This is a genomic window from Streptomyces sp. iso_384, assembly GCF_056172905.1.
The window spans coordinates 4,096,475-4,117,155 of the sequence record NZ_JBWBTT010000001.1 but is presented as its reverse complement, the minus strand read 5'-3'; the positions used below and the strand labels follow the sequence as shown (position 1 = coordinate 4,117,155).

Genomic DNA, 20,681 nt, shown 5'->3' with positions numbered 1-20,681 from the left:
CCCGACCACTGACAACGCCCCCGGCGCCCGGTACGTGGAACGGTCATGGCCTCCAGGGGCGCCGCGTGAGCATGTCCGGGGCGATGGTGCGGGTGAGGAGGTGAAGCGGCGCGGCACGGATGCCGGACGCCTCCGCCGCCTCCCAGTACGCCAGGCCGGTGGCCGCGTCGACGGGACCGTGGACGAGCGGCACATCGACGCCCGAGGCCTGGAGCAGGGACTCCAGCCGGCAGGACGCGATACTGTCCGGCACCATCGGCCGCGCGAGGTACCCGGCCACCGCGGCGGCGGGCAGGCCCTCGGCCACCAGCCGTTCCGTGGGGCCGGCACTCAACAGCCCACCGCCGACGACCAGGACGTCCTTCTCCCGCTCCATCCGGGCGAGGGCGCGAGCAGTGTCGAAGCAGTGCGGGAACGAGTCGTCGACCACCGTCGTACCCGGTGCGAGCCGGTCGACGTCCAGGAGCGTGCCGCCTCCGCCGACCGCCGCGACGATCAGCCGGGCCCCGTACACGGCTTCGGGCAGCCCCCGGTGCGACTCGACCACCTCCACGGTCTCGGCCAGTCGGCGCTCCAGGAGGCTGTCGGCCAGCTCCTTCAGACGCGGCCCGCTGCCCGGTACGTCACAGAGCAGGAGCCGGGAGGGCGGCCGGTGGGCCCGGGTGAGCAGCAACTCCAGCGAGGAGGAGCCGATCGAGCCGAGCCCTACGAACGCGACGGTGAGGGAGCCCGGTTCCTGCCCCGTCGCGTCGAGAGCGGCGTGCACGGTCCTGACGACGGACACGACGGTCGCCGCGTGACCGGTGGTGACGGCGGGAAAGGTGTGACCTGTGGCGACGGCCTGACCGGTCGGGATGGTGGTGACGGCTGGGGTGGCTCCGGTCGTTCCGACGGCCCGCAGGACATCGAAACCGTAACCGGTGAGCGAGGGGATCATGCCCGCCAGGGACACGGACCGCGCGCCGAGCGACGAGGCGAGCTCCACACCACGGGTGGTGTGCCCGAGCAGGCCGTCACCGGGGGCGAGTTCGTCCGCGAACAGCGGGACGCACACGAAGCCCGAACGGCCCAGCGGTGTACGAAGCGTCTCCAGGAGCCGTGGCCGCCCGCCGGGGAACAGCAGGCTCCGCAACTCCTCGCGCGGCAGCGCCGCCTCCGGCAGCCCGGCCAGCCTGGCGAGGTCGGCCGGCGACGGCAGATAGCCGACGAGCGCGGCGTCCATCCGCCGGTCCCGGCCGGAGCCGCCCGGCCGGCCGAGGCGGCCGGGAAGGGGCGTGGCCGAGGCCGCCGCCTCCGCCAGACCGTCGCGTACCGAGTCCGCGAACGCGGCCGATGCCTCCGGGGTGAACGCCGTCGCCGCAGCGCGGACCGTGACACGCAGCCGCCCGTCGTCCGGGGCGGCCGCCAGGAACACGTCCGTGCCGGCCGGAGGCGGCGTGTACGCGCTGTCGCCGTCCTCCCGGGTGACGGTCAGCGGCCCGCCGCTCTCCGGTCCCAGAGCGGGGAAATCCAGATAGGTGAAGAAGAACTGCGAGGCCAGGGGCAGCCCGTTGGGCAGCGGCGGCACTGCCCCCTCGTACGTCTGCGCCTCGACGGCCTCGGCCGCGACGCGCCGCACATCGTTCTCGAACTCCGCGTCGTCGGGCCGCCCGGACGCCGGACCGGCCGGCCGCAGGGGAACCGCCGTGGCGAAGGGACCGAACACCCGGTGCGCGTCGGGCAGAGCGGCGTCCCGGCCGCTCACCGCGAGACCGAGCAGCAGATCCGCCCGGCCGGTGGCCGCTACGAGCGCCCGGTAGTAGGCGGTGAGCACCGGCGCGTGGAGGGTGGAGCCGGTGCGTGCGGCGAGGCCGCGCAGCGCGTTCACCTGGTCGGCGTCGACCGTGAAGCCGTGGGTGTGGAAGAGCGGGTTCGCGGCGCTGTTCGCAGACGTTCCGGCGGTCGAAGCGGCGGAGAGTACGGGTGGTCGGTAGGGCGCGGCGAGTCGTGCCCACCGGCCGTCGCCGGCCGGCCCGCCGGAGCCCGCACCGGGGACCGTCGCGGGGGCGGTGCCCGCGCGTGCGGTGAGCTGGATGGCGTGGTCGCGGAAGGTGCTGCGCAGGGGGACCGGCGCCGGTTCCTCGCCGCGGGACAGCGCGTCGTACGCGGTCGTCAGTTCCCGTATCAGGAGCGCGGCGCTGTAACCGTCGCCGATGATGTGGTGGGCGTGCGCCACCAGGACGTGTTCGTCGGGGGCGACGGTGAGCACCCGTAGCCGCAGCAGGGGCCAGGCCCAGGGCTCGAAACGGCGGGCGCGTTCGGCGGCGACCCGTTCCTCGACCTGCTCCGGGCCGGTGAGGGTCTCGAAGTCGACCGGCAGCCGCAGCGAGGGCGGAAGCTCCTGCTGGACGGCCGGGCGCGCCCCGGCGGGGAAGACGGTGCGCAGCATCGGATGCCGCACGACGAGCAGGTCCACCGCGTTCTGGAAGCGGGCGCGGTCGAGGTGGCCGTGCAGCCGCAATCGCGTGAGCCCGGATGAGGTCGCACCCGGTGCGATGGCCTCGGCCAGCAGGAAGCCCCGCTGGGTGGGCGTGAGAGGGAAGGGCTCCGGAGCCACGGCCGGATCGTGGGCCGGGGAGGGGGCAGCGGCGGCGTCGACGCCCGCGTCCGCGTCCGCCGCATCCACCGCGCCCGCGAGGGCCGCGAGCGTACGGTGACGGTAGATCACGGTCGGCCGGGGGAGCGGCCCGCCCTGCTTCTCCAGCCGGGCGAAGACCTCCAGCACGAGCAGCGAGTCGCCGCCCAGGGCGAAGAAGTCGTCCTCGCGGCGCACGTCGTCGGCCCGGAGCAGAGCGGACCAGATGGCGGCCAGCCGCACCTCGGTCGGAGTGCGGGGCGGTGTACGGAGGTCGCCCGTGGGCGCGCCGGTCGGTAGGGACACATCTCGATGGGACGTGCGGGACTCGTGGGACCGGTGTGGTCGCAGGGCAGACAGTCCACGGCGGTCGATCTTGCCCGTGCTCGTGAGCGGCATCGTGCCGACACGGGTGATCCGGGACGGAAGCATGTACGGAGGCAGTGACTCCGCCAGATGGAGCCGCAGTGCCACGGTGTCCGCCCGGGACGGCCCCGGCCCGGGTGTCACGAAGGCGGTGAGGCGTCCGTCCTCGGTGATGACGACGGCGTGGGTGACATCCGGATGGGTCTGGAGCACCGCCTCGATCTCGCCCGGCTCGACCCGGTTGCCCCGGATCTTCACCTGGTCGTCCAGCCGCCCGAGGAACTCCAGGGTGCCGTCCTCGGAACGCCGCACCCGGTCGCCGCTGCGGTACCAGCGCCGCCCGCGCCGGACCGTGAACGCGGCCTCGGTGAGGGCGGGTTCGCCGAGGTAGCCCGGGGTCAGGCCGATTCCGGAGATGAGGAGTTCGCCGGCCTCGCCGGGCGGCAGGGGCTCGCCGTCGGAGCCGACGACCTCCACCTCCGTGCCCGAGACCGGGCACCCGATGGGGAGCCGCCGCACCTGGTCGCCGGGCCGGGCGCGGATGATGTGGCAGCTCGTGTTGATGGTCGCCTCGGTCGGCCCGTACAGGTTGGCGATGTGCTGGCCGTCGCCGAAGAGGTCGAACCAGCGGCGTACGTGGGCGGGGGACAGGGCCTCTCCGCCGACATGGATCCACCGGAGCGCGGACAGCTCCGGCCGCGGTGCGCCGTTCCGTACCCGTTCCTCGGACGCGGAGAGGAGCTGTTCCCAGAGCGTGGGGACGGAGCTCCAGACCGTGATCCGGCTCCGTTCGACGTGCGTCAGCAGCCGGTCGGGGTCGCGCAGCAGATCCCAGGCCACGGTGACCACGGTGGCGCCGACGAGCAGCGGGGCGAGGAGCTGACGGACGGAGGCGTCGAAGCAGGGCGACGCGGTCTGGGCGAGCCGGTCGTGTTCGTCGTACCCGAAGGTGCTGATCGCCCAGTCGAGGTAGTTCTCCATCGACCGGTGGGTGATGGGCACCGCCTTGGGCCGGCCGGTGGATCCGGAAGTGAAGATCACGTAGGCGATCTCGTCCGCGTCGGCCGGGCGGTCTGGTGCGAGGACTTCGCCCTGGGAGTCGGGCGCAACTCCCTCGCCCGGGGACCGGAAGGAACGGGCGGCCGGGAGCGGCGCGGCCGCGTCGACGGACACGAGCGTGACATCGCCCAGCGTTTCCCCCACCGCCTTGGTGGCAGCATGACAGAGCACCGTACGGGCCCCGGAGCGCGTGAGCTGGTCCACCAGCCGCGCGGTCGGATGGCCGGCGTCCAGCGGAACCCAGCCCGCCCCGGCGCGCAGGGCCGCGACGACCGAGACGACGGTGTCGGCACCGGGTTCGGTGAGCAGCCCGACGAGGCTTCCCGGGGTGACGCCGCGCGCCAGGAGCGAGGCCGCGAGGGCGTCGGAGGCACGGTCGAGCTCGGCGTAGGTGAGGGTGGCGTCGCCTGTGTCGACGGCGACCGCTTCCGGGGTGGCCCGGAACCGTTCGACCAGCCGCCGCACGACCGTGGCGGACCCGGACCTGGACCCGGACCCGGACCTGGACCTGGACCCGGACCCGTCCGGGATGTCGGGCCGAGGCCGGACGAGAGCGGCCAGTTCGGCGTGGAAGTCGCGGTCCAGTCGGGCGACCGTCGCCGGGTCGAAGAGCCGGACGGGGAAGTTCCACGAGAAGCGCAGTACCGTCTCGTCCTGCCAGCACAGCAGACTGAGGCGGGTCGCGGCGGTGGCGGTGCCGGCCGCGGTCGGCCGCACGCTCACCGGACAGCGTTCGTCGAGAGCGGCGGGGAAGCGCGAGAAGCTGAATCCGGCCGGGCTCACCGTCCGCGGTCCGGCCCCGGACGGGTCCGTCGGCAGCAGCCTGGCCAGGTCGAGACCGGTGAGGCTCGCGTGCTGCTCGCTCTCCAGCCAGATCCCCGCCAGCCGCTCGGCCAGGGTCCCGACCGGCTCGTCCGGGTCCGTCTTGCACACCAGCGGGAGGGTGTCGGCGAGCGGCCCCACCAGGTGGTCCAGACCCGCCAGGCGGCCCTCCCGCCGGGCGCGTGCGACGTTCACCGCGATCTCTCGCTGCCCGCTCCACCGGGCCAGGCAGCGCACGTGCACGGCGAGCAGCAGATGGAACAGGCTCACCCCGTGAGCCGCGGCCCGCTTCTCCAACGCGGTGGTCAGCTCGGCGTCGAGGGCACTCTGCCGGGTGGCCAGGGGAGCCGTGGGGAGAGCGGACGGATCACCGTCGTACGGCAGGCGCAGCGGCTCGCCCCGGGAGGCCAGCCGCTCCGACCAGTACCGCCCGTCGAGGGCGAGGGCCCGTGCGCCGTCCGTGGCGGACCGCTCGGCGGCGGCAGCGGCCGCGTACCGCGCGAAGTCGGTGCCGAGCCCGGGCAGCGTCGGCGTACGCCCGTGGGCGAGGGCGGTGTAGAGCGACCAGAGTTCCCCGGCAAGGACGTTGAGGCTGTATCCGTCACCGGCCGCATGGTGGATCACCAGCACCAGATGGGACAGCTCCGGGCTCTCCCGCGCGAGGACCGCGCGTACGGGAGGCTCGGCGGCGAGGTCGAACGGCCGGTTGCACAGAGCCGTTTCGAGCTCCTCGATACGCCCGGTGAGCTCGTGGACCTCGTACCAGGCGGAGAGCGCTGCGGGCGGCGCGACGTACTGCCGCGGTGTCGCCGGGCCGAGCAGATCCACGCCGTTCCCGGTGTGCCCGGGGTTTCCGGTGCATCCTGTGTCCCCGATGTTCCCGGCGCTCCCGATACGGATCCGCAGCATGGTGTGCCGATCGGCGAGCGCGGCGAGCGCCCGGCCCAGGAGCCGGGTGTCCAGGGGGCCTCGGACGGTCTGGCGGACGTAACCGTGGGCCGGGACCTCCGGGTGGAGCCGACTGCTGGTGTACAGGGCCTGTTGGACGGGGGTGAGCGGGAAAGGTACGCCGTCCGGAACAGCAACAGCAACAGCAACAGGAACAGGAACAGGAACAGGAACATGAGCGGGCACGTCACCGGGCCCAGGAACCGGCGTCGGAGACGAGGCCGGGTCGGGCGACGAGTCGAGGTGCGCGGCCAGTTCGCCGACGGTCCGGTACTCGAAGAAGAGCGTGGCGGGCAGGGCCCTGTCCAGCTCCCGTTCGAGCTGCCTGACGAGGTCGACGGCGGCGAGCGAGTCGAGGCCGAGGGTGAGGAACGGCTCGTCGTCGGGAATCCCGGCGGCGGGCACCTGCAACGCGGAGGCCAGCAGCCGACGGAGCAACGCGGCGGTACCGGTACCGGTGTCGGTGTCCGCTTCCGGGGCCGTTCTCGTCAGATCCGTCGGGGGCGCTACGACCGCAGGGTGTGGGGCCGGCGCCAGGTCGGCGATCAGCAGCTGTGACGCGTCGACGCCACATGCCGTACGGAGAGCTGCCAGTCCGGCAGCGGGGGCGACCGGCCTGCCTCCGGTGCTCCGCCCGGCGGTGGAGTCTCCGCCCGACCCGGTGCCGAGGGCCGCAGCCATGCCCGTTCCGGCGAACGCGGCGAGGTTCACCGACAGCCACGGCCGGCCCGCGTGTCGTTCCGATGCGGCGAACGCGTCGAGGAAGGCGTTGGCAGCGGCGTAGTCGCCCAGGGCGCCCGCCAGTCCGGGCAGCACGGCGCTCACGGAGGAGAACACGACACGGACCGCCGGGTCGAGGCCGTGCCGGCGGAGGGCCAGTGAGAGCAGCACACTGCCCCGGGTCTTGGCGGCCAGGGCGTCCGCCGTCTCCTCCGCGCGTCTGTTCCGCAGAGTGCCGGGCCGCATCACTCCCGCAGCGTGGAAGAGCGCGTCGAGGCGGGGGAGCCCGGAGAGGAGCGCGTCCACATCGTGCTCCACCGAGACGTCCGCCACGCGGTGGTGGACGGTGGCGCCCAGTGCGCGGAGCTCCTCGGCCAGCCCCACGGGAAGCTGCGGGGTGCGCCCGGTCAGCACGAGGGTCGGGCGGCCCCGGCCGGCGAGGTCCCGGGCGAGCGCGGCGCCGATTCCGCCGCCGCCCCCGGTGATGAGGAAGGTGCCGTCGGGCGGCAGCGGTGGCCGGTGCGCACCGGTCGGTGCTGTGGCACCGCTCGTCAGCGGAGCGAAGCGGCGGGTGAGCCTGCGCCCCGCGCGCCAGGCGACGGAGACGGCGCTGCCAGAGGCGCTGTCCGACCCCAGCTCGGCCAGTACGGCGGCCAGGCGCTGGGACGGGGTGTCCAGCGAACTGAGGTCGACGGCGACGGCAGAAGCACCCGGAGCCTCCTGCGGCAGCGCCAGCAGAAGTCCGCCGAGGACGGCGTGGGCCGGCCGTGGCCTCTCCCGTACGGTTCCCGTGGCGTGCACGTCCTCGGTCAGCACCAGCAGCCGGTCCGCGCGCGACTCGTCGAACCGCGCGAGGGCCTCGTCGAAGGCGGCCAGCGCGGCGTTCTGCGCCCGGTCGAGCGCGTCGGCGGTGTCCTGGCCGGGAGCGGGCCCGGCCACCAGGACCACGGCGTCCGGCGGCCCGTCGCCCGTTGCGTGCATCCGGATGCCCTCGGCGGTGAGCTGCGAGGCGAGCCGGTCGACGGACGCGGAGTCGGGTCCGGCCAGCAGCACCGAACGCCCGGCCTCCGCCGAGCTTTCGGGCAGGGCGGCCTCCGCCCACCGGACCCGGTGCAGCAGAGGGCTCACGGGCGGACCGGCCCAGTACCGGGAGCGCTGGAAGGGGTAGGTGGGCAGCGGAATCCGGTGGTGCCCCGCGTCGAGCGCGGTCCGGTCCAGCGGTACGCCGTGCGACCAGAGCCGGCCGACGGTCTCCAGGAGCGCGCTGCTTCCGCCGTGCTCGTCACCGCGCTCACGGGGCAGTTGTTCCTCCGGGGCCGCGCGGCCGTCGAAACGTCCGGGCAGAGCGCACATGACGGTCGTTACGCCACCGGAACTGCCGTGCACGCTGGCCGCACCGGCCCCGCCGTGGGCGTACGCTCCCGTCGCCGCGCGGACCGCACCTGTCAGAGTCGCGCCGTGGCCGACCTCCACGAAGGTGTCGTACCCCTCCCGGGCCAGGCGTTCCACGGCAGCCCCGAACAGCACCGGGCGCTCGGCGTGTTCGCGCAGGTACTCCGGGCCGAGGACCGGCTGCCACTCGGCGGTGACGGTGCTCATGAGGGCGATGGTCGGGGCCTGCGGGTTCAGCGCACGGGCCGCGTCGGCGAGCCGGTCGGCGATCGGCCGCATCAGCGGTGAGTGAAAGGCCCGGGAGACTCGCAGGCGACGGGTGGGCACGCCCTGCGCTTCGAGGCTGAGGACAGCGCGCTCAACGGTGGGGACGGCCCCGGAGAGGATCTGAAGCCCGGGACCGTTGTACGCGGCGACGGCGAGCGCCCCGTCGGACGCCGCCACCGCCGCTGCGACCGCGTCCTCGTTCCCGCGAACGGCGATCGTGGCGCCCGGCTCGGTCAACGTGCCCATGAGACGGCCTCGTTCGGCCGCGAACCGTACCGCCTCCGGAAGCGTCAGCACCCCGCTGACACAGGCCGCGGTGATCTCCCCGACGCTGTGCCCCGCAACCGCGTCGGGGGCCACGCCCCACGTACGCAGCTGGCGCGCGAGCGCCACACCGGAGGTGACGAGCAGCGGCTGCGCCACCTCCGTCGCGGCCTGGGCGACGGGGTCCACCCCCGGATCCAGCGCCCAGTCCAGCAGGGGCCGGCCGCACATCGGACCGAGGAGCGCGGACGCCTCGTCCAACGTGTCCCGGAACACCGACGCCGTCCGGTACAGCGCCCGGTCCCGGCCGGGGAACTGCGTACCCTGCCCGGGAAACAGGAAGACCACACGCGGCCGGGAACGGACGACGCTCCCGATGCGCCCGCCGGTTTCATCCGTGCCCCTGCCCCTGCCCGTGCCCGTGCCGGTGGTAGCGGAGGCGATGGCGGCGAGCCGTTCCCGCAGATCACCGTCCGCGACGACGGCGAGCCGGTGCGGCCCCTCGTCCCGGGACGTGCTCGCGGTCCGGCAGACGTCGCCCTCACGCAGCTGCGGACGGCTCTCCAGGTGCGCGGCGAGCTGGGCCACCGCGTCCCGCAGCCCGCCGCTGCTGCGTGCCGACAGAGTCAGCAGGTGGGTTCCCTCATCCGCGACGTCGCGAGCGACACCCGGCGACGTCGACGGCGAAGGCGCCGGTGCGGGCGGAGCCTCTTCGAGGACGGCATGGGCGTTCGTGCCGCCGAAGCCGAACGCGTTGATCCCCGCGACGAGCGGACCGGCGGACGTCCAGTCCCGGGCCTCGGACACCACGGAGAAGCCGGCGGGAGCGAGGCCCGGCGAGGCCGGGGTGCGGTGCAGCGACGGCGGCAGCCTGCGGTGGCCCAGGGCCAGCACGACCTTCACCAGCGCGGGCAGCGCGGCGGCGTTCAGCAGATGCCCGATGTTCGTCTTCACCGAACCGAGCAACCGCGGCTCGCCGTCGGGCCGTACGGGAAACGCGTGGGCCAGCGACCGCAGTTCGATCGGGTCGCCCACGGCCGTGCCGGTCCCGTGGGCCTCCACATAGGTCACCGCTGCTGGATCGACGCCCGACGCCTCGTACGCCCGGGTGATGGCCTCGCGCTGCCGCAACGGATTGGGCGCCATGAGGCTCATCGACCGGCCGTCGTTGTTGACGGCCGTGCCCCGGACCACCGCGAGTACCGGATCGTCCGCGAGCCGGGCCGCGTCGAGGCGTGTCAGGACGATGGCCGCGCCGCCCTCGCCGGGTACGAAGCCGTCGGCGTCGGTGCTGAAGGCCCGGCTGCGCCCGGTGGGGGACAGGGCCCCCGCCGCCTCCAGCAGCCGGTGCGGGGCGGAGGTCAGGTGGAGGTTGACCCCGCCGACGACGGCCAGGTCGCACTCGCCGTCCAAGAGGCTGCGCCGGGCCAGGTGCAGGGCCACCAGCCCCGACGAGCAGGCGGTGTCCACGGCGAGTGCGGGGCCGTCGAGGTCGAGGCTCTGGGAGACCCGGGCGGCGATGAGGGAGGGCAGATTCCCGGTGAGCGCGGTGGGCGGCGGAGAGCCGTCGGCGGAGGCCCGGTCCAGGACCTCCCGGTAGCCGCTGTCCCCGACCGCCGCGAACACACCGATCCTGCGCCCGCGTCGGCGGGGCCCCGCGTATCCGGCGCGTTCGAGGGCCTCGTGGGCGAGTTCGAGGAAGAGCCGTGCCTGCGGGTCGAGTGCGCGCGCCTCCTCCTCGCCGATGCCGAAGTAGCCGGCGTCGAAGGCTGCGGGATCGTCCAGCAGGGCCGCCCAACGCTGCCGGGGAGCGGACGGCCGTGCCTCCGGACGGTCGTGGCCGTCGTCCCAACGCTCCTGCGGTACGGGGCCGACGGCGTCGTGCCCGTCGACGAGCAGGTCCCAGAAGGCCTCGGGGGTGTCGGCGCCGGGGAACCGGCACGCCATCCCGATGACGGCCGCGGCGGTACCGGCCCGCGACACGGCGCTCCCCACGGCCTCCGGGGCGGACGAGGGCAGACCGATCTCCGGGGCGGACGAGGGCAGACTGACCTCCGGGGCGGACGGCGGCGGACCGATCTCCGGGGCGGACGAGGGCAGACCGATCTCCGGGGCGGACGAGGGCAGACTGACCTCCGGGGCGGACGGCGGCGGACCGATCTCCGGGGCGGACGAGGGCAGACTGACCTCCGGGGCGGACGGCGGCGTACCGGGGACAACCGTCAGAAGGTGACCGGCGAGGGCCGTCACCGTGCCGTGGTCACGGATGACCGCAGGCGGCAGCGTCACACCGAACGCGTCCTCCAGCGCCACCAGCACCTCCATGGCCTTGAGCGAGGTCCCCCCGAGGCTCCCGAACGGCTCGTGCACCCCGATCGCCTCGGCGGACCGGCCCAACACCCGCGCCCACACCTCCCGCACGACCTCGACGGTCCCCGCCGCCGACCGGGGTTCCGGGGCTGTCCGAAGCTCCTTCGACGACCGGGCAGCTTGCGCACCGCGGGGAGCCGCAGGCGGGGCAACCCCTCCGCCACCCACCCTCTGCTCGCCCGTCCCCTGCTCGCCCGCCTCGAACCGCTCCCGCAGCAGCCGACGCTGGAGCTTGCCGCTCGTCGTGCGGGGGAACGCCCCCGGTGGCAGGACCAACACCCGCACGTCGTCATGGAACAGCGCCTCGCGCACCCGGGCCGCGACGCGTTCGAGGACCTCCGCCGCATCGCGCGGGGGCCGTGCCCAGGGAATGAACACCACGACGCGCTCCGCACCGGTGACCGGGTCGGTCGAACCGATCACCGCAGGGGTACCGACAGGCAGCCCGGGCGTCGCCGCCGCGACCATCTCGACGTCCGTGGCGTGGAACGTACGGCCGTTGAGAAACAGCACGTCCTTGTGCCGGCCCGTGACGCACAGTCGCCCGTCCCGCAGGAATCCGAGATCACCGGTGCGGAGCCACCCCTCGGCGAACACCTCCGCGCTCACGCCCGGCAGACCGTGGTAGCCGCGGGCCAGTTGGGGACCGCTCACCATGATGTGACCGACCCGCCGGTCCCCGAGGACGGTGCCCGCGTCGTCGACGACGCATACGTCGCAGCCGGCCACCGGCAGCCCGACGTCCATCAACTCGACAGCCCCTGGGCCCGGTTCGGCGTCCACGGCCACCCCACCGCTCAACGAGGCCCGGTCCAGGACCAGCGGCACGGCCACCTCTCCCGGCGGCGGGAAGGTCACCGCGAGCGTCGCCTCCGCCAGGCCGTAGACGGGCTGCGCCGCCGCCGGGTCCAGCCCCGCGGGCCGCGTCTTGAGGGCGAAGGCGCGCCACACCGCGGGCGCGATCGGTTCCGCCCCGACCAGGAGCAGCCGTACGGCGGACAGGTCCAGCCGGGCCAGGACCTCGTCGGGAACACGGCGTACGGCCAGCGCCAGGGCGAAGTTGGCGGCGGACAGCACCGTGGCCCGGTGCCGGTCCGCCACCTCGAACCACATCCGGGGCCGCTTGGCGAACGTCAGCGGACCGATCTTGACCTGCCTGGCCCGGGCGGCCAGGGGAGCGAGGTGGGTGCCGATGAGCCCCATGTCGTGGAAGTACGGCATCCAGCTGACCACCACGTCGTCGGCGCCCAGCGCCGAGGCGGCCCGTATCTGGTCCAGATTGGCCAGCACCGCGGCGTGCGTCACCTCCACCCCCTTGGGCGCACCGGTGCTCCCCGAGGAGAACTGCACGAACGCGACGTCCTCGGGCGCGGCGGCGGCAGGCTCCCGCAGTGCAGGCCCCTCCCGCAGGGCGTCCAGGGCCAAGGCGTGTGCACCGCCGGGGAGTTCACCGGCCACCAACGCGGTCGAGGCGTCCACGAGGACGGGCGGCCGCTCCAAGTGCTCCCAGACCGGCAGCACCCGACGGGCGTCCGGAGCCAGCGGAACCGGCACCAGACCGGCCGCCAGAGCACCCCAGAACATCGGCTGGAAGTCCTCGCTGCGGTCGGCGAGCAACGGCACACAGGCCCCCGGCGCCAACCCCGCCGCCCGGAGTCCGCCGGCCACGCGCAGGGAGTCGTCAAGGAGTTCGCGCAGCGAGACGGTCAGCTCGCTGCCGTCGCCGCGCACATGAACGACGACCTGCCCGGGAGCCTCACGGACGGCGTCCAGCAGTACATCCAGCAGCGTCATGTCGTGCTCCACCGGTCGATCCGTCCGTTCTCCGAAGAATGATCTTAAAAACGTGCAGGACACGAGGAATCAACCGACGGGAGGAGACGGCCTGCACCCTGGGAGTGACGTGACGGAAGCCTGAGGGAAGGCATTCGCTGTGCTGTGCTGTGCTGTGCTGTGCTGTGCGAACGCGACCGGCCGGAGGGGGCGGGCATCGTCCCGATCGACCTGACGGCCCGCCGCGCGCTGGACACCGGCCACCACACGGTGGTGGCTGCCGCCGATCGGCCGCCGACGCGCCGGGGCCGGGCCGAAGGAGAGAACAGGCCTGCCCGGCCGGTCATGAGCCGGTCCGGGCAGGTGACACATCGGTGCGCGCAGGCCTACGAGCCGGCGGGCGCGGCCTGCTGCACGACCTCGAAGGACCACACCGAGGAACTGCTGGAGGCCGGCTTCGGACGATCGCCGCCGCCCTGGTGGGCCGCCTTCATCGGGCCCTCCATCCACGCCTGGAACGACTCCTCGTCACGCCACCGCGTGTACACCAGGTAGTCGTCGGTCCCTTCGACGGGACGGAGAAGCTCGAACCATTCGAAGCCGTCGGAGTTCTCCACGGCGCCGGCCCGGGACGCGAAGCGCTTCTCGAGGGTTTCCCGCTGCTCGGCGGGAACGGTCAGCACATTGATCTTGACTACGCTCATGGCCCCATCCTGCCGTACGACGTCCGGGCAATGACGTCCCAGGGTGGACCGGAACACCTTGGCCCGACCGCCACCGAGCTGCGATGATGACACTTTTCCCGTTCCTGACGGCAGAGTTCCGGCTCTCACCCGTGCGGGGCGGTCGCGGGCAGTTCCACCGTGACGCGGAGCCCGCCGCCGGTGCGCGGGGTGAGGGTGAGCGTCCCGTCGTGCGCGCGGGTGATGGTCTCGACGATGGCCAGGCCGAGGCCGACGCCCGTGTGGTGGGTGCGCAGGCGTTCCGCGCCGCGCTGGAACGGTTCGGTGAGCGTCGTCGCCGCCTCGGGGGTGAGCCGTGCACCGGTGTTCTCGACCGTGAGCTCCACGGTCTCGGGGTGCACGCTCGTCGTGACCCGGACGGCGCCCCGGTCCGGCCGGTTGTGGACGATCGCGTTGTGCAGGAGGTTCGTGGTCAGCTGCAGCAGGAGCGTCGGCGAGCCGACCGTGGGGGCGACGTCGCCGTGCGTCTCGACGGTGACGCCACGCTCTTCCGCGAGGGGCAGGAGGGTCTCGGCGGCCTCCTCCGCCAGGAGCGACAGGTCGACGCGTTCCCGGGGGAACGAACGCCGGTCGGCGCGGCTGAGCAGGAGCAGCGCCTCGGTGAGGTCGATCGCCCGGCTGTTGACGGCGTGGAGGCGTTCGATGATCTCGCCGGTGTCGCGGTCCGGATCGGCACGGGCCACTTCGAGGAGCGTCTTCGACACCGCGAGCGGCGTGCGCAGCTCGTGGGAGGCGTTGGCCGCGAATCTCTTCTGCTCGGCGACATGCGCTTCGAGCCGGGCGAGCATCGTGTCGAAGGCGTCGGCGAGTTCCCGGAACTCGTCCTTGCGGCCCGGCAGCCGGATCCGGTGGGAGAGCGATCCGTCCGTGGCCGCACGGGTGGCCTCCGTGATACGGGTCAGAGGAGCGAGCATGCGGCCGGCCAGGAACCATCCGCCCAGGAGTCCGAAGACCAGAAGGATCGCCAGCACGGTGGCCGCCGCCGGGGCGAAGGTGTACGCGAGGAGTTGACGATTGGGGTTCTGGTGGAGCATGCGCTGGTTCCAGTCGTCGGGCACGTACTCCAGGAGGTACACCCACACCGCGGTGAGCAGCAGGACGCCCGCGACCATGAGGAATCCGGCGTAACTGAGAGTCAGTTTGAGGCGGACGCTCAGCCCTCGCCGCCTAATCACGGTCGCCCCCTTCGCTCCCGTCGTCCTCGTCGCCGCTTCCGGCTCCGGCCGCCGCGTCGATGCGATAGCCGACGCCGGGCACGGTCGCGATGACCCCGGGCTCACCGAGGCGTTTGCGCAGCGCCGATACGGTGATGCGCACGGCGTTGGTGAACGGATCGGCGTTCTCGTCCCAGGCGCGTTCGAGGAGTTCCTCGGCGCTGACGAAACCGCCTTCGGCGGCGATCAGGACCTCGAGCACGGCGAACTGCTTCCGGGTCAGCGCGACGTACCGCCCGTGCCGGTACACCTCTCTGCGGAACGGATCGAGCCGCAGCCCCGCGATCTCCCGAACGGGAGGCCTGCTGTGGGCGCGTCTGCGGTCGAGCGCCCGGAGCCGGAGCACGAGTTCCCGCAGCTCGAAGGGTTTCGTGAGGTAGTCGTCGGCGCCGAGTTCGAACCCGGAGGCCTTGTCATCGAGCCGGTCGGCTGCGGTGAGCATGAGGATCGGCGTACCGCTGCCGGAGGCGACGACGTGCCGGGCGATCTCGTCGCCTGAAGGGCCGGGGACGTCACGGTCGAGGACGGCGATGTCGTACGTGTTGACGCTCAGCAGTTCCAGAGCGGTGTCGCCGTCGCCCGCGATGTCGGCCGCGATCGCTTCGAGGCGCAGACCGTCGCGGATGGCCTCTGCCAGATAGGGCTCGTCCTCGACGATCAGTACACGCATGTCCTCGATGGTAGGAGTCGGCGCATATCGTCCGCGTATCGAAAAGCGCATACGCGCCGGCAACCGAGCGCCGCCTTCACTGGCGGCATGACTCGAACCCCGCCGTCGTCGCGCACGTCGACCCACCGGATCCGCCGGCCCCTCGTCGTCGGCCTGGTGGCCGTCCTGGCCGCGATCGTCGTAACCCTCGGCCACCCGCTGCTGAAGCCCTCCTCGGACTCGGGCTCGGGCTCGGCGAAGCCGGGCCAGGGCTCCTCGGTTCACCCACCGGCCCCGTCCCTCCCGGACCGGGCGCCCCCGGACTCCTCCCAGCAGGAGCGCCGGGGCGTGCTCGACGAGGCCGACGGTGTCGTACCCGACGGAGTGACGGTGCTCGACGACGACGTTCCGGCCGTGGCCAACCTCGACGCGGATCTGCTCGCGGCCCTGCGCAGGGCCGCGCCGGAGGCCGCGGACGACGGAGTCGCGTTCACCGTCAACAGCGGCTGGCGTTCACCGGCGTACCAGAATCAGCTGCTCCGCGAGGCGGTCTCGCAGTACGGCTCCGAGGCCGAGGCCGCCCGGTGGGTCGCCACCGCGACGACGTCTCCTCATGTGTCGGGCGACGCGGTCGACATCGGGCCCGACGAGGCGACGGCGTGGCTCGCCGAACACGGCGCCGCGTACGGGCTGTGCCGGATCTACCGGAACGAACCCTGGCACGTCGAACTGCGCACGGTCGCGCCCGACCGAGGCTGTCCGCGCAGGTACGCCGACCCCACACAGGACCCGAGGATGCGGCCGTGAGCGGCCGTGAGCGAGGACGGACGATGACGCGGGTGGACACGCCGAGCAAGCCGAACCTGGCGGGCAGTGCGGACACGGCAGGCCCGCCGGAGGCGCCGGAGGCATCGGGGCCCTGGAGGCGCGGCCGGTTGCTCGCGGTGTCGGCGCTGCTGCTGGGCCTCATCCTGCTGCTGCACGCGAGGATCCCGAACCGGATCGGAAACCTCGGCAGCCTGGTCGAGACCTTCCTGCCGTGGTTCGGCCTGCTCGTCCCGGTGCTGCTGGCCGGCGCGGTGCTGCGCCGCTCGGCCCTCGCGGCGATCGCCCTGCTCCTGCCGCTCGTGGCATGGCTGAATCTCTTCGGCGGCCTGCTCACCGACAAGTCGCAAGCGGGCGGCGACCTCACGGTGGCCTCCCACAACGTCGGCGCGGAGAACGCCGACCCGGTCGGCACCGCCCGCGCCCTGGCCCGCTCCGGTGCGGACGTGCTGGCACTGGAGGAACTGGCCGCGCACGCCCGGGGGACGTACGAGAAGGAACTGGCGAAGGCGTACCCGCACCACACGATGCAGGGCACGGTCGGGCTGTGGAGCAGGTTCCCCTTGTCGGACACCCGGCCGGTCGACGTGAAGATGGACGTCGGGCCGCTGGGGGACGCCAAGCCCGCCGAGGTCAAGATGGTCTACAACCGGGGGCTGCGGACCACGGTGGCCACGGACCGGGGGCCGCTGGCGGTGTACGTGGCACACCTGGGGTCCGTACGGGTGAACCCCAGGGCCGGGCTCTCGACGGGCCAGCGCGACGCCGGCGCACAGTCGCTGGGACGGGCGCTGGCCGCCGAACGGAACGAGCGGGTGGTGCTGCTCGGCGACCTGAACGGCAGCCTCGACGACCGCGCGTACGACGGCATCACCGCGCGGCTGGAATCGACCCAGGAAGCGGCCGGCGACGGCCTCGGCTTCAGCTGGCCGGCCACGTTCCCCGTCGTACGGATCGACCAGATCCTGGTGCGGGGCGTGGAGCCGAAGAGCTCGTGGGTGCTGCCCGCCACCGGCAGCGACCATCTGCCGGTGGCGGCCCGCATCAGCTGGTGAACGCCGACGAGAGCCCCGGACAGGCCCTGGTCCGCAGGACCGCCCGCCCTACCGCTCGGGTGCGCCCGTCGCCCCGGCGGGAAACTCCTCGATGCCGAGGACCCGCAGCAGGTCCAGCCGCTCACGGGTCCCGGTGTCCGCCGGGGTGAGAACGAGCAGCAGCTGACCGTGGTCGGGGGTGACCAGCGTTTCGCAGTCCATCACCAGCCGGCCCACCCGAGGGTGCAGCAGGGTCTTGCGGTCGGCCCGCCGCACCGCCACCTCGTGCTCCGCCCAGAGCCGGCGGAACTCCTCGCTCGCCGCCCGCAGCCGGTCGATCAGCCCGGCGACCACGGGGTCGCCGGACCGGCGTCCCGCGGCGGCGCGCAGATCGGCCACGAGTTGCCGGGCCTGGTGCTCGTGCTCCTCGGGCGCGCCCGTCGCGCGGACGGCGGGATCGGTGAACCAGCGGTACACCAGGTAGCGCCGGTCGCCCGAGAAGCCGGTGTGGTCGCCCGCCAGCAGCAGCGACATCCGGTTCTGGGCCAGGACCTCGCCCAGGTCGGAGACCACCATGGCGGGGGTGTCGCCGAGCAGATCGAGCATCCGGACCAGCCCGGCGCGGGCCAGGCCCGCCACCGAGTCGGCCGGCGGCGGCTGGTGACCGGCCAGATGGAACAGATGGTCCCGCTCGTCGTCGGTGAGGCGCAACGCCCTGGCCAGCGCGGTGAGCAACTGCGGCGATGGCTGACTGCTGCGCCCCTGTTCCAGGCGTACGACGTAGTCCACCGACATCCCGGCGAGCATGGCCACCTCCTCCCGGCGCAGACCGGAGGTACGGCGGCGGGGACCGTCGGCGATGCCCACCTCCGCCGGGCGGATCGCCTCCCGGCGCCTGCGCAGGAAGTCGGCCAGCTGATCACGTTCCATGCCCCCATGGTCCCGCGCGGCGGCAGGCCGATCCAGGGAGCGCCGCTCCCATGATGAACGCTCCGCTCCCGCCGGGCGCGGCACCGGCGCAGGGTGGGTGGGCAGACCGACGACGAAGGAGCACGCCATGCAGACACGAACCCTCGGCGCCACCGGCCCCGCCGTCTCCGCGCTGGGCCTGGGCGCCATGGGCATGTCGGACGCCTACGGCCCGACCGACCGCGCCGAGTCCGTCGCGACCGTCCACGCCGCACTGGACGCCGGCGTCACACTGATCGACACCGGCGACTTCTACGCCATGGGCCACAACGAACTGCTGCTCGCCGAAGCGCTGCGCGGCCGGGACCGCGACAGCTACGCGCTGAGCGTCAAGTTCGGCGCGCTGCGCGGGCCGGGCCACGAGTTCAGCGGGCAGGACGGCCGCCCCGGGGCGGTGAAGAACTTCCTGGCCTACTCCCTGACCCGGCTGGGCACCGACCACATCGACATCTACCGCCCGGCCCGGCTGGATCCGGCCGTGCCGATCGAGGAGACGGTGGGCGCCATCAAGGAGATGGTCGACGCCGGATACGTACGGCACATCGGCCTCTCCGAGGTGGACGCGGCGACGATCCGCCGGGCGCACGCCGTGCACCCGATCGCCGACCTCCAGATCGAGTACTCGCTGATCTCCCGCGCGGTCGAGGCGGACGTCCTGCCCACGCTGCGGGAGCTCGGCATCGGTCTCACCGCGTACGGAGTCCTGGGCCGGGGCCTGATCTCCGGCCACTGGTCCACGACCCGTTCCGTTCCCGGCGACAGCCGCGGCTTCGGCCCGCGCTTCTCCAGCGGGAACGTGGAGCACAACCTCGCCCTCGTGGACGCCCTGCGCCGGGTCGCCGAGGCCAAGGGGCGCACCGTCGCCCAGCTGGTCATCGCCTGGGTGGCCGCCCAGGGCCAGGACATCGTGCCGCTCGTCGGCGCCCGCACCCGCGAGCGGCTGGCCGAGGCACTGCCCGCGCTGGACCTGGAGCTCACCGCGGACGACCTGGCCGAGATCGAGAAGGCCGTTCCGCCGGGCTCGGCACGCGGCGACCGCTACCCGTCCGCGTTCATGGCGGGCCTTGGCGTGGGCAACTGAACCGGCCCTCGCCGACCGGGCCGTGGGCAACGGAACGAGAGCCCCCGCAGACCGGGCCGCCGTGTCAGTCCCGCGCGACGGCCTGCCGGTTCGTCAGGACGATCCGCCGCCGGGACAGGTCCACATCCACGATCCTGACCGGCAGGGCGTCGCCGGCCCGGAGCGCGATCTCCGGGCCGGCGAGGTGTTCGTCCGCCAGCTCGCAGATGTGCACGAGCCCCTCGAACCCGTCCTCCGCCTCCTCGACGCGTACGAACACACCGAAGGGCAGCACCTTGGTGACCGGGCCGACGAGCGTCCGGCCGATCTGCCCGGTCAACAGCCGCAGCGGATCCTCGTGCAGGGCCTTGAGGGACAGCGACACGCGCTCGGGCAGGAATTCGACACCGAGAATCTCGGCTTCGACCACCTCGCCGACGGAGACGACATCGGACGGGTGCTCGAAGCGGCGCCACGACAGCTCGGGGATGTTGATCATCGCTTCGAAGCCGCCGATGTCCACGAAGGTGACACCGAAGGAGGCGATGTGGGTCACCGTGCCGGTGACGATCTGCCCGGGCCGAAGGGTCCTGAGGAGGGCCCAGTGCCGGTCGCTCGGCGTCGGTTCGTTACCCCAGCGGGCACGCAGCACCCCGTCGGCGTCGGGCATCACGCCCGTGAACAGCGGAACGCGTTCGTCGACGGTCAGAGGCGACAGCGCCATGACGGTGGCACCGGACAGCTCCGGCCACACCGCGATCCTGGCCCGGGGTGCGATCCGGGCCCGGACCGCGCCGACGCCGTCCCGGGTGAGGCGGTGCCGGCGCGAGGCGCCCTCGACGTGCATCTCCTCCAGCACGCCCGCGCGGCACGCCGAGACCATCCGGCCCAGGCCGGACCAGAACACGTCGTCGGCCGGGCGCCGCACCTCCTCGCCGTCGGTCTCCATGGCGTACGGGGACGAGTCCAGGCGCTCCGGGAACAGCCCGAGCCGCCGGGTCAGCGCGAGCGCCCGCTCGCAGGGCCGGTCGCTGCCGACGTACAGGTACTGGTCCCAGCCGACGTGGACCGTGAACCTGTCCTCCACCTCCAGCCGGCACCAGACGCCGCTGTCGCGCAGCATGGACCGCACCAACTCCAGCCCGACAGCGAGCGATACCTCGGACCCGTCGTGAAAGCCCGCCGGAAGAACGGCCGTTGAGCCGACCGGAAAATCGACCGGAAGGCACTCCGGCGATTCCTCCGGTGCGCCGCCGTCCTGGCCGGGCGGGAACAGGCCGGCCAGCCCGAAGCCGTCCACCGGCGGTTCGGCACCGAAGTGGGCGAGGGACGGGACCTGCGGTTCGCGTATCACCGGCCGGTCGATACCCGAGTCCTCCGCGAAGGCCGCGACGGCCCGGAGGTACGCGGCCTCGACCGCGCCCCGGTCACTGACGGTGTCCTCGGGGCCGGTGCAGTGCCCGTGTTCATCACGGTGGTCGGGGTCGTACTTGCTCACGCGGTGGACATGGGTCGGCACCCACCCCATCCTCCAGCACCGTCCCCCCGTCCCGCACAGCACCGTCCCCTCGTCCCGCAGTACGAGCCCTCCG

At 73.3% G+C, this 20,681-nt stretch carries 9 protein-coding genes; 3 read left to right on the top strand and 6 right to left on the bottom strand.

The window, feature by feature from the left end; genetic code table 11:
• Nucleotides 1–43: 43 nt before the first annotated feature.
• The 4 genes from AC0VY3_RS18325 to AC0VY3_RS18310 form a co-directional block, all read right to left on the bottom strand.
• The gene (locus AC0VY3_RS18325; protein WP_475550054.1) at nucleotides 44–12,628 is read right to left on the bottom strand and encodes an amino acid adenylation domain-containing protein; all 12,585 of its coding nucleotides are present in this window, start codon (nucleotides 12,626–12,628) and stop codon (nucleotides 44–46) included.
• A 353-nt stretch (nucleotides 12,629–12,981) separates the two neighbouring features.
• Entirely contained in the window at nucleotides 12,982–13,299 is a 318-nt protein-coding gene (locus AC0VY3_RS18320) for an antibiotic biosynthesis monooxygenase family protein (RefSeq protein WP_103508768.1), read from the bottom strand.
• A 125-nt stretch (nucleotides 13,300–13,424) separates the two neighbouring features.
• Entirely contained in the window at nucleotides 13,425–14,513 is a 1,089-nt protein-coding gene (locus AC0VY3_RS18315) for a sensor histidine kinase (protein WP_475550053.1), read from the bottom strand.
• Nucleotides 14,506–15,222, bottom strand: a complete 717-nt coding sequence (locus AC0VY3_RS18310) for a response regulator transcription factor (RefSeq protein ID WP_475550052.1) — start codon at nucleotides 15,220–15,222, stop codon at nucleotides 14,506–14,508. The genes AC0VY3_RS18315 and AC0VY3_RS18310 overlap by 8 nt, the downstream gene beginning before the upstream one ends.
• 87 nt (nucleotides 15,223–15,309) lie before the next feature.
• Here AC0VY3_RS18310 and AC0VY3_RS18305 point away from each other — a divergent pair, with 87 nt between their 5' ends.
• Nucleotides 15,310–16,008, top strand: a complete 699-nt coding sequence (locus AC0VY3_RS18305) for a M15 family metallopeptidase (RefSeq protein WP_103508770.1) — start codon at nucleotides 15,310–15,312, stop codon at nucleotides 16,006–16,008.
• 23 nt (nucleotides 16,009–16,031) lie between these two features.
• Nucleotides 16,032–17,081, top strand: a complete 1,050-nt coding sequence (locus AC0VY3_RS18300) for an endonuclease/exonuclease/phosphatase family protein (RefSeq protein ID WP_475550051.1) — start codon at nucleotides 16,032–16,034, stop codon at nucleotides 17,079–17,081.
• A 48-nt stretch (nucleotides 17,082–17,129) separates the two neighbouring features.
• On the opposite strand, the gene AC0VY3_RS18295 is transcribed toward AC0VY3_RS18300, so the two are convergent.
• A complete protein-coding gene (locus tag AC0VY3_RS18295) occupies nucleotides 17,130–17,990 on the bottom strand; it encodes a helix-turn-helix transcriptional regulator (protein WP_475550050.1) in 861 nt (286 codons plus the stop codon).
• Nucleotides 17,991–18,117: 127 nt separating this feature from the next.
• Between AC0VY3_RS18295 and AC0VY3_RS18290 the strand changes: the two genes are divergently transcribed.
• Nucleotides 18,118–19,110 carry an aldo/keto reductase gene (locus AC0VY3_RS18290; RefSeq protein ID WP_242738125.1) on the top strand — a complete coding sequence of 331 codons (993 nt, stop codon included), beginning with the start codon at nucleotides 18,118–18,120 and terminating at the stop codon, nucleotides 19,108–19,110.
• Nucleotides 19,111–19,174: 64 nt separating this feature from the next.
• On the opposite strand, the gene AC0VY3_RS18285 is transcribed toward AC0VY3_RS18290, so the two are convergent.
• The gene (locus tag AC0VY3_RS18285; RefSeq protein WP_475550049.1) at nucleotides 19,175–20,617 is read right to left on the bottom strand and encodes a S1 RNA-binding domain-containing protein; all 1,443 of its coding nucleotides are present in this window, start codon (nucleotides 20,615–20,617) and stop codon (nucleotides 19,175–19,177) included.
• Nucleotides 20,618–20,681: the final 64 nt, after the last annotated feature.

What these genes read in the sequence shown, in the direction of transcription:
- AC0VY3_RS18320 (WP_103508768.1), bottom strand. Translation starts at nt 13,299, where the DNA reads ATGAGCGTAGTCAAGATCAATGTGCTGACCGTTCCCGCCGAGCAGCGG.
- AC0VY3_RS18310 (WP_475550052.1), bottom strand. Translation starts at nt 15,222, where the DNA reads ATGCGTGTACTGATCGTCGAGGACGAGCCCTATCTGGCAGAGGCCATC.
- AC0VY3_RS18305 (WP_103508770.1), top strand. Translation starts at nt 15,310, where the DNA reads ATGACTCGAACCCCGCCGTCGTCGCGCACGTCGACCCACCGGATCCGC.
- AC0VY3_RS18300 (WP_475550051.1), top strand. Translation starts at nt 16,032, where the DNA reads ATGACGCGGGTGGACACGCCGAGCAAGCCGAACCTGGCGGGCAGTGCG.
- AC0VY3_RS18295 (WP_475550050.1), bottom strand. Translation starts at nt 17,990, where the DNA reads ATGGAACGTGATCAGCTGGCCGACTTCCTGCGCAGGCGCCGGGAGGCG.
- AC0VY3_RS18290 (WP_242738125.1), top strand. Translation starts at nt 18,118, where the DNA reads ATGCAGACACGAACCCTCGGCGCCACCGGCCCCGCCGTCTCCGCGCTG.
- AC0VY3_RS18285 (WP_475550049.1), bottom strand. Translation starts at nt 20,617, where the DNA reads ATGGGGTGGGTGCCGACCCATGTCCACCGCGTGAGCAAGTACGACCCC.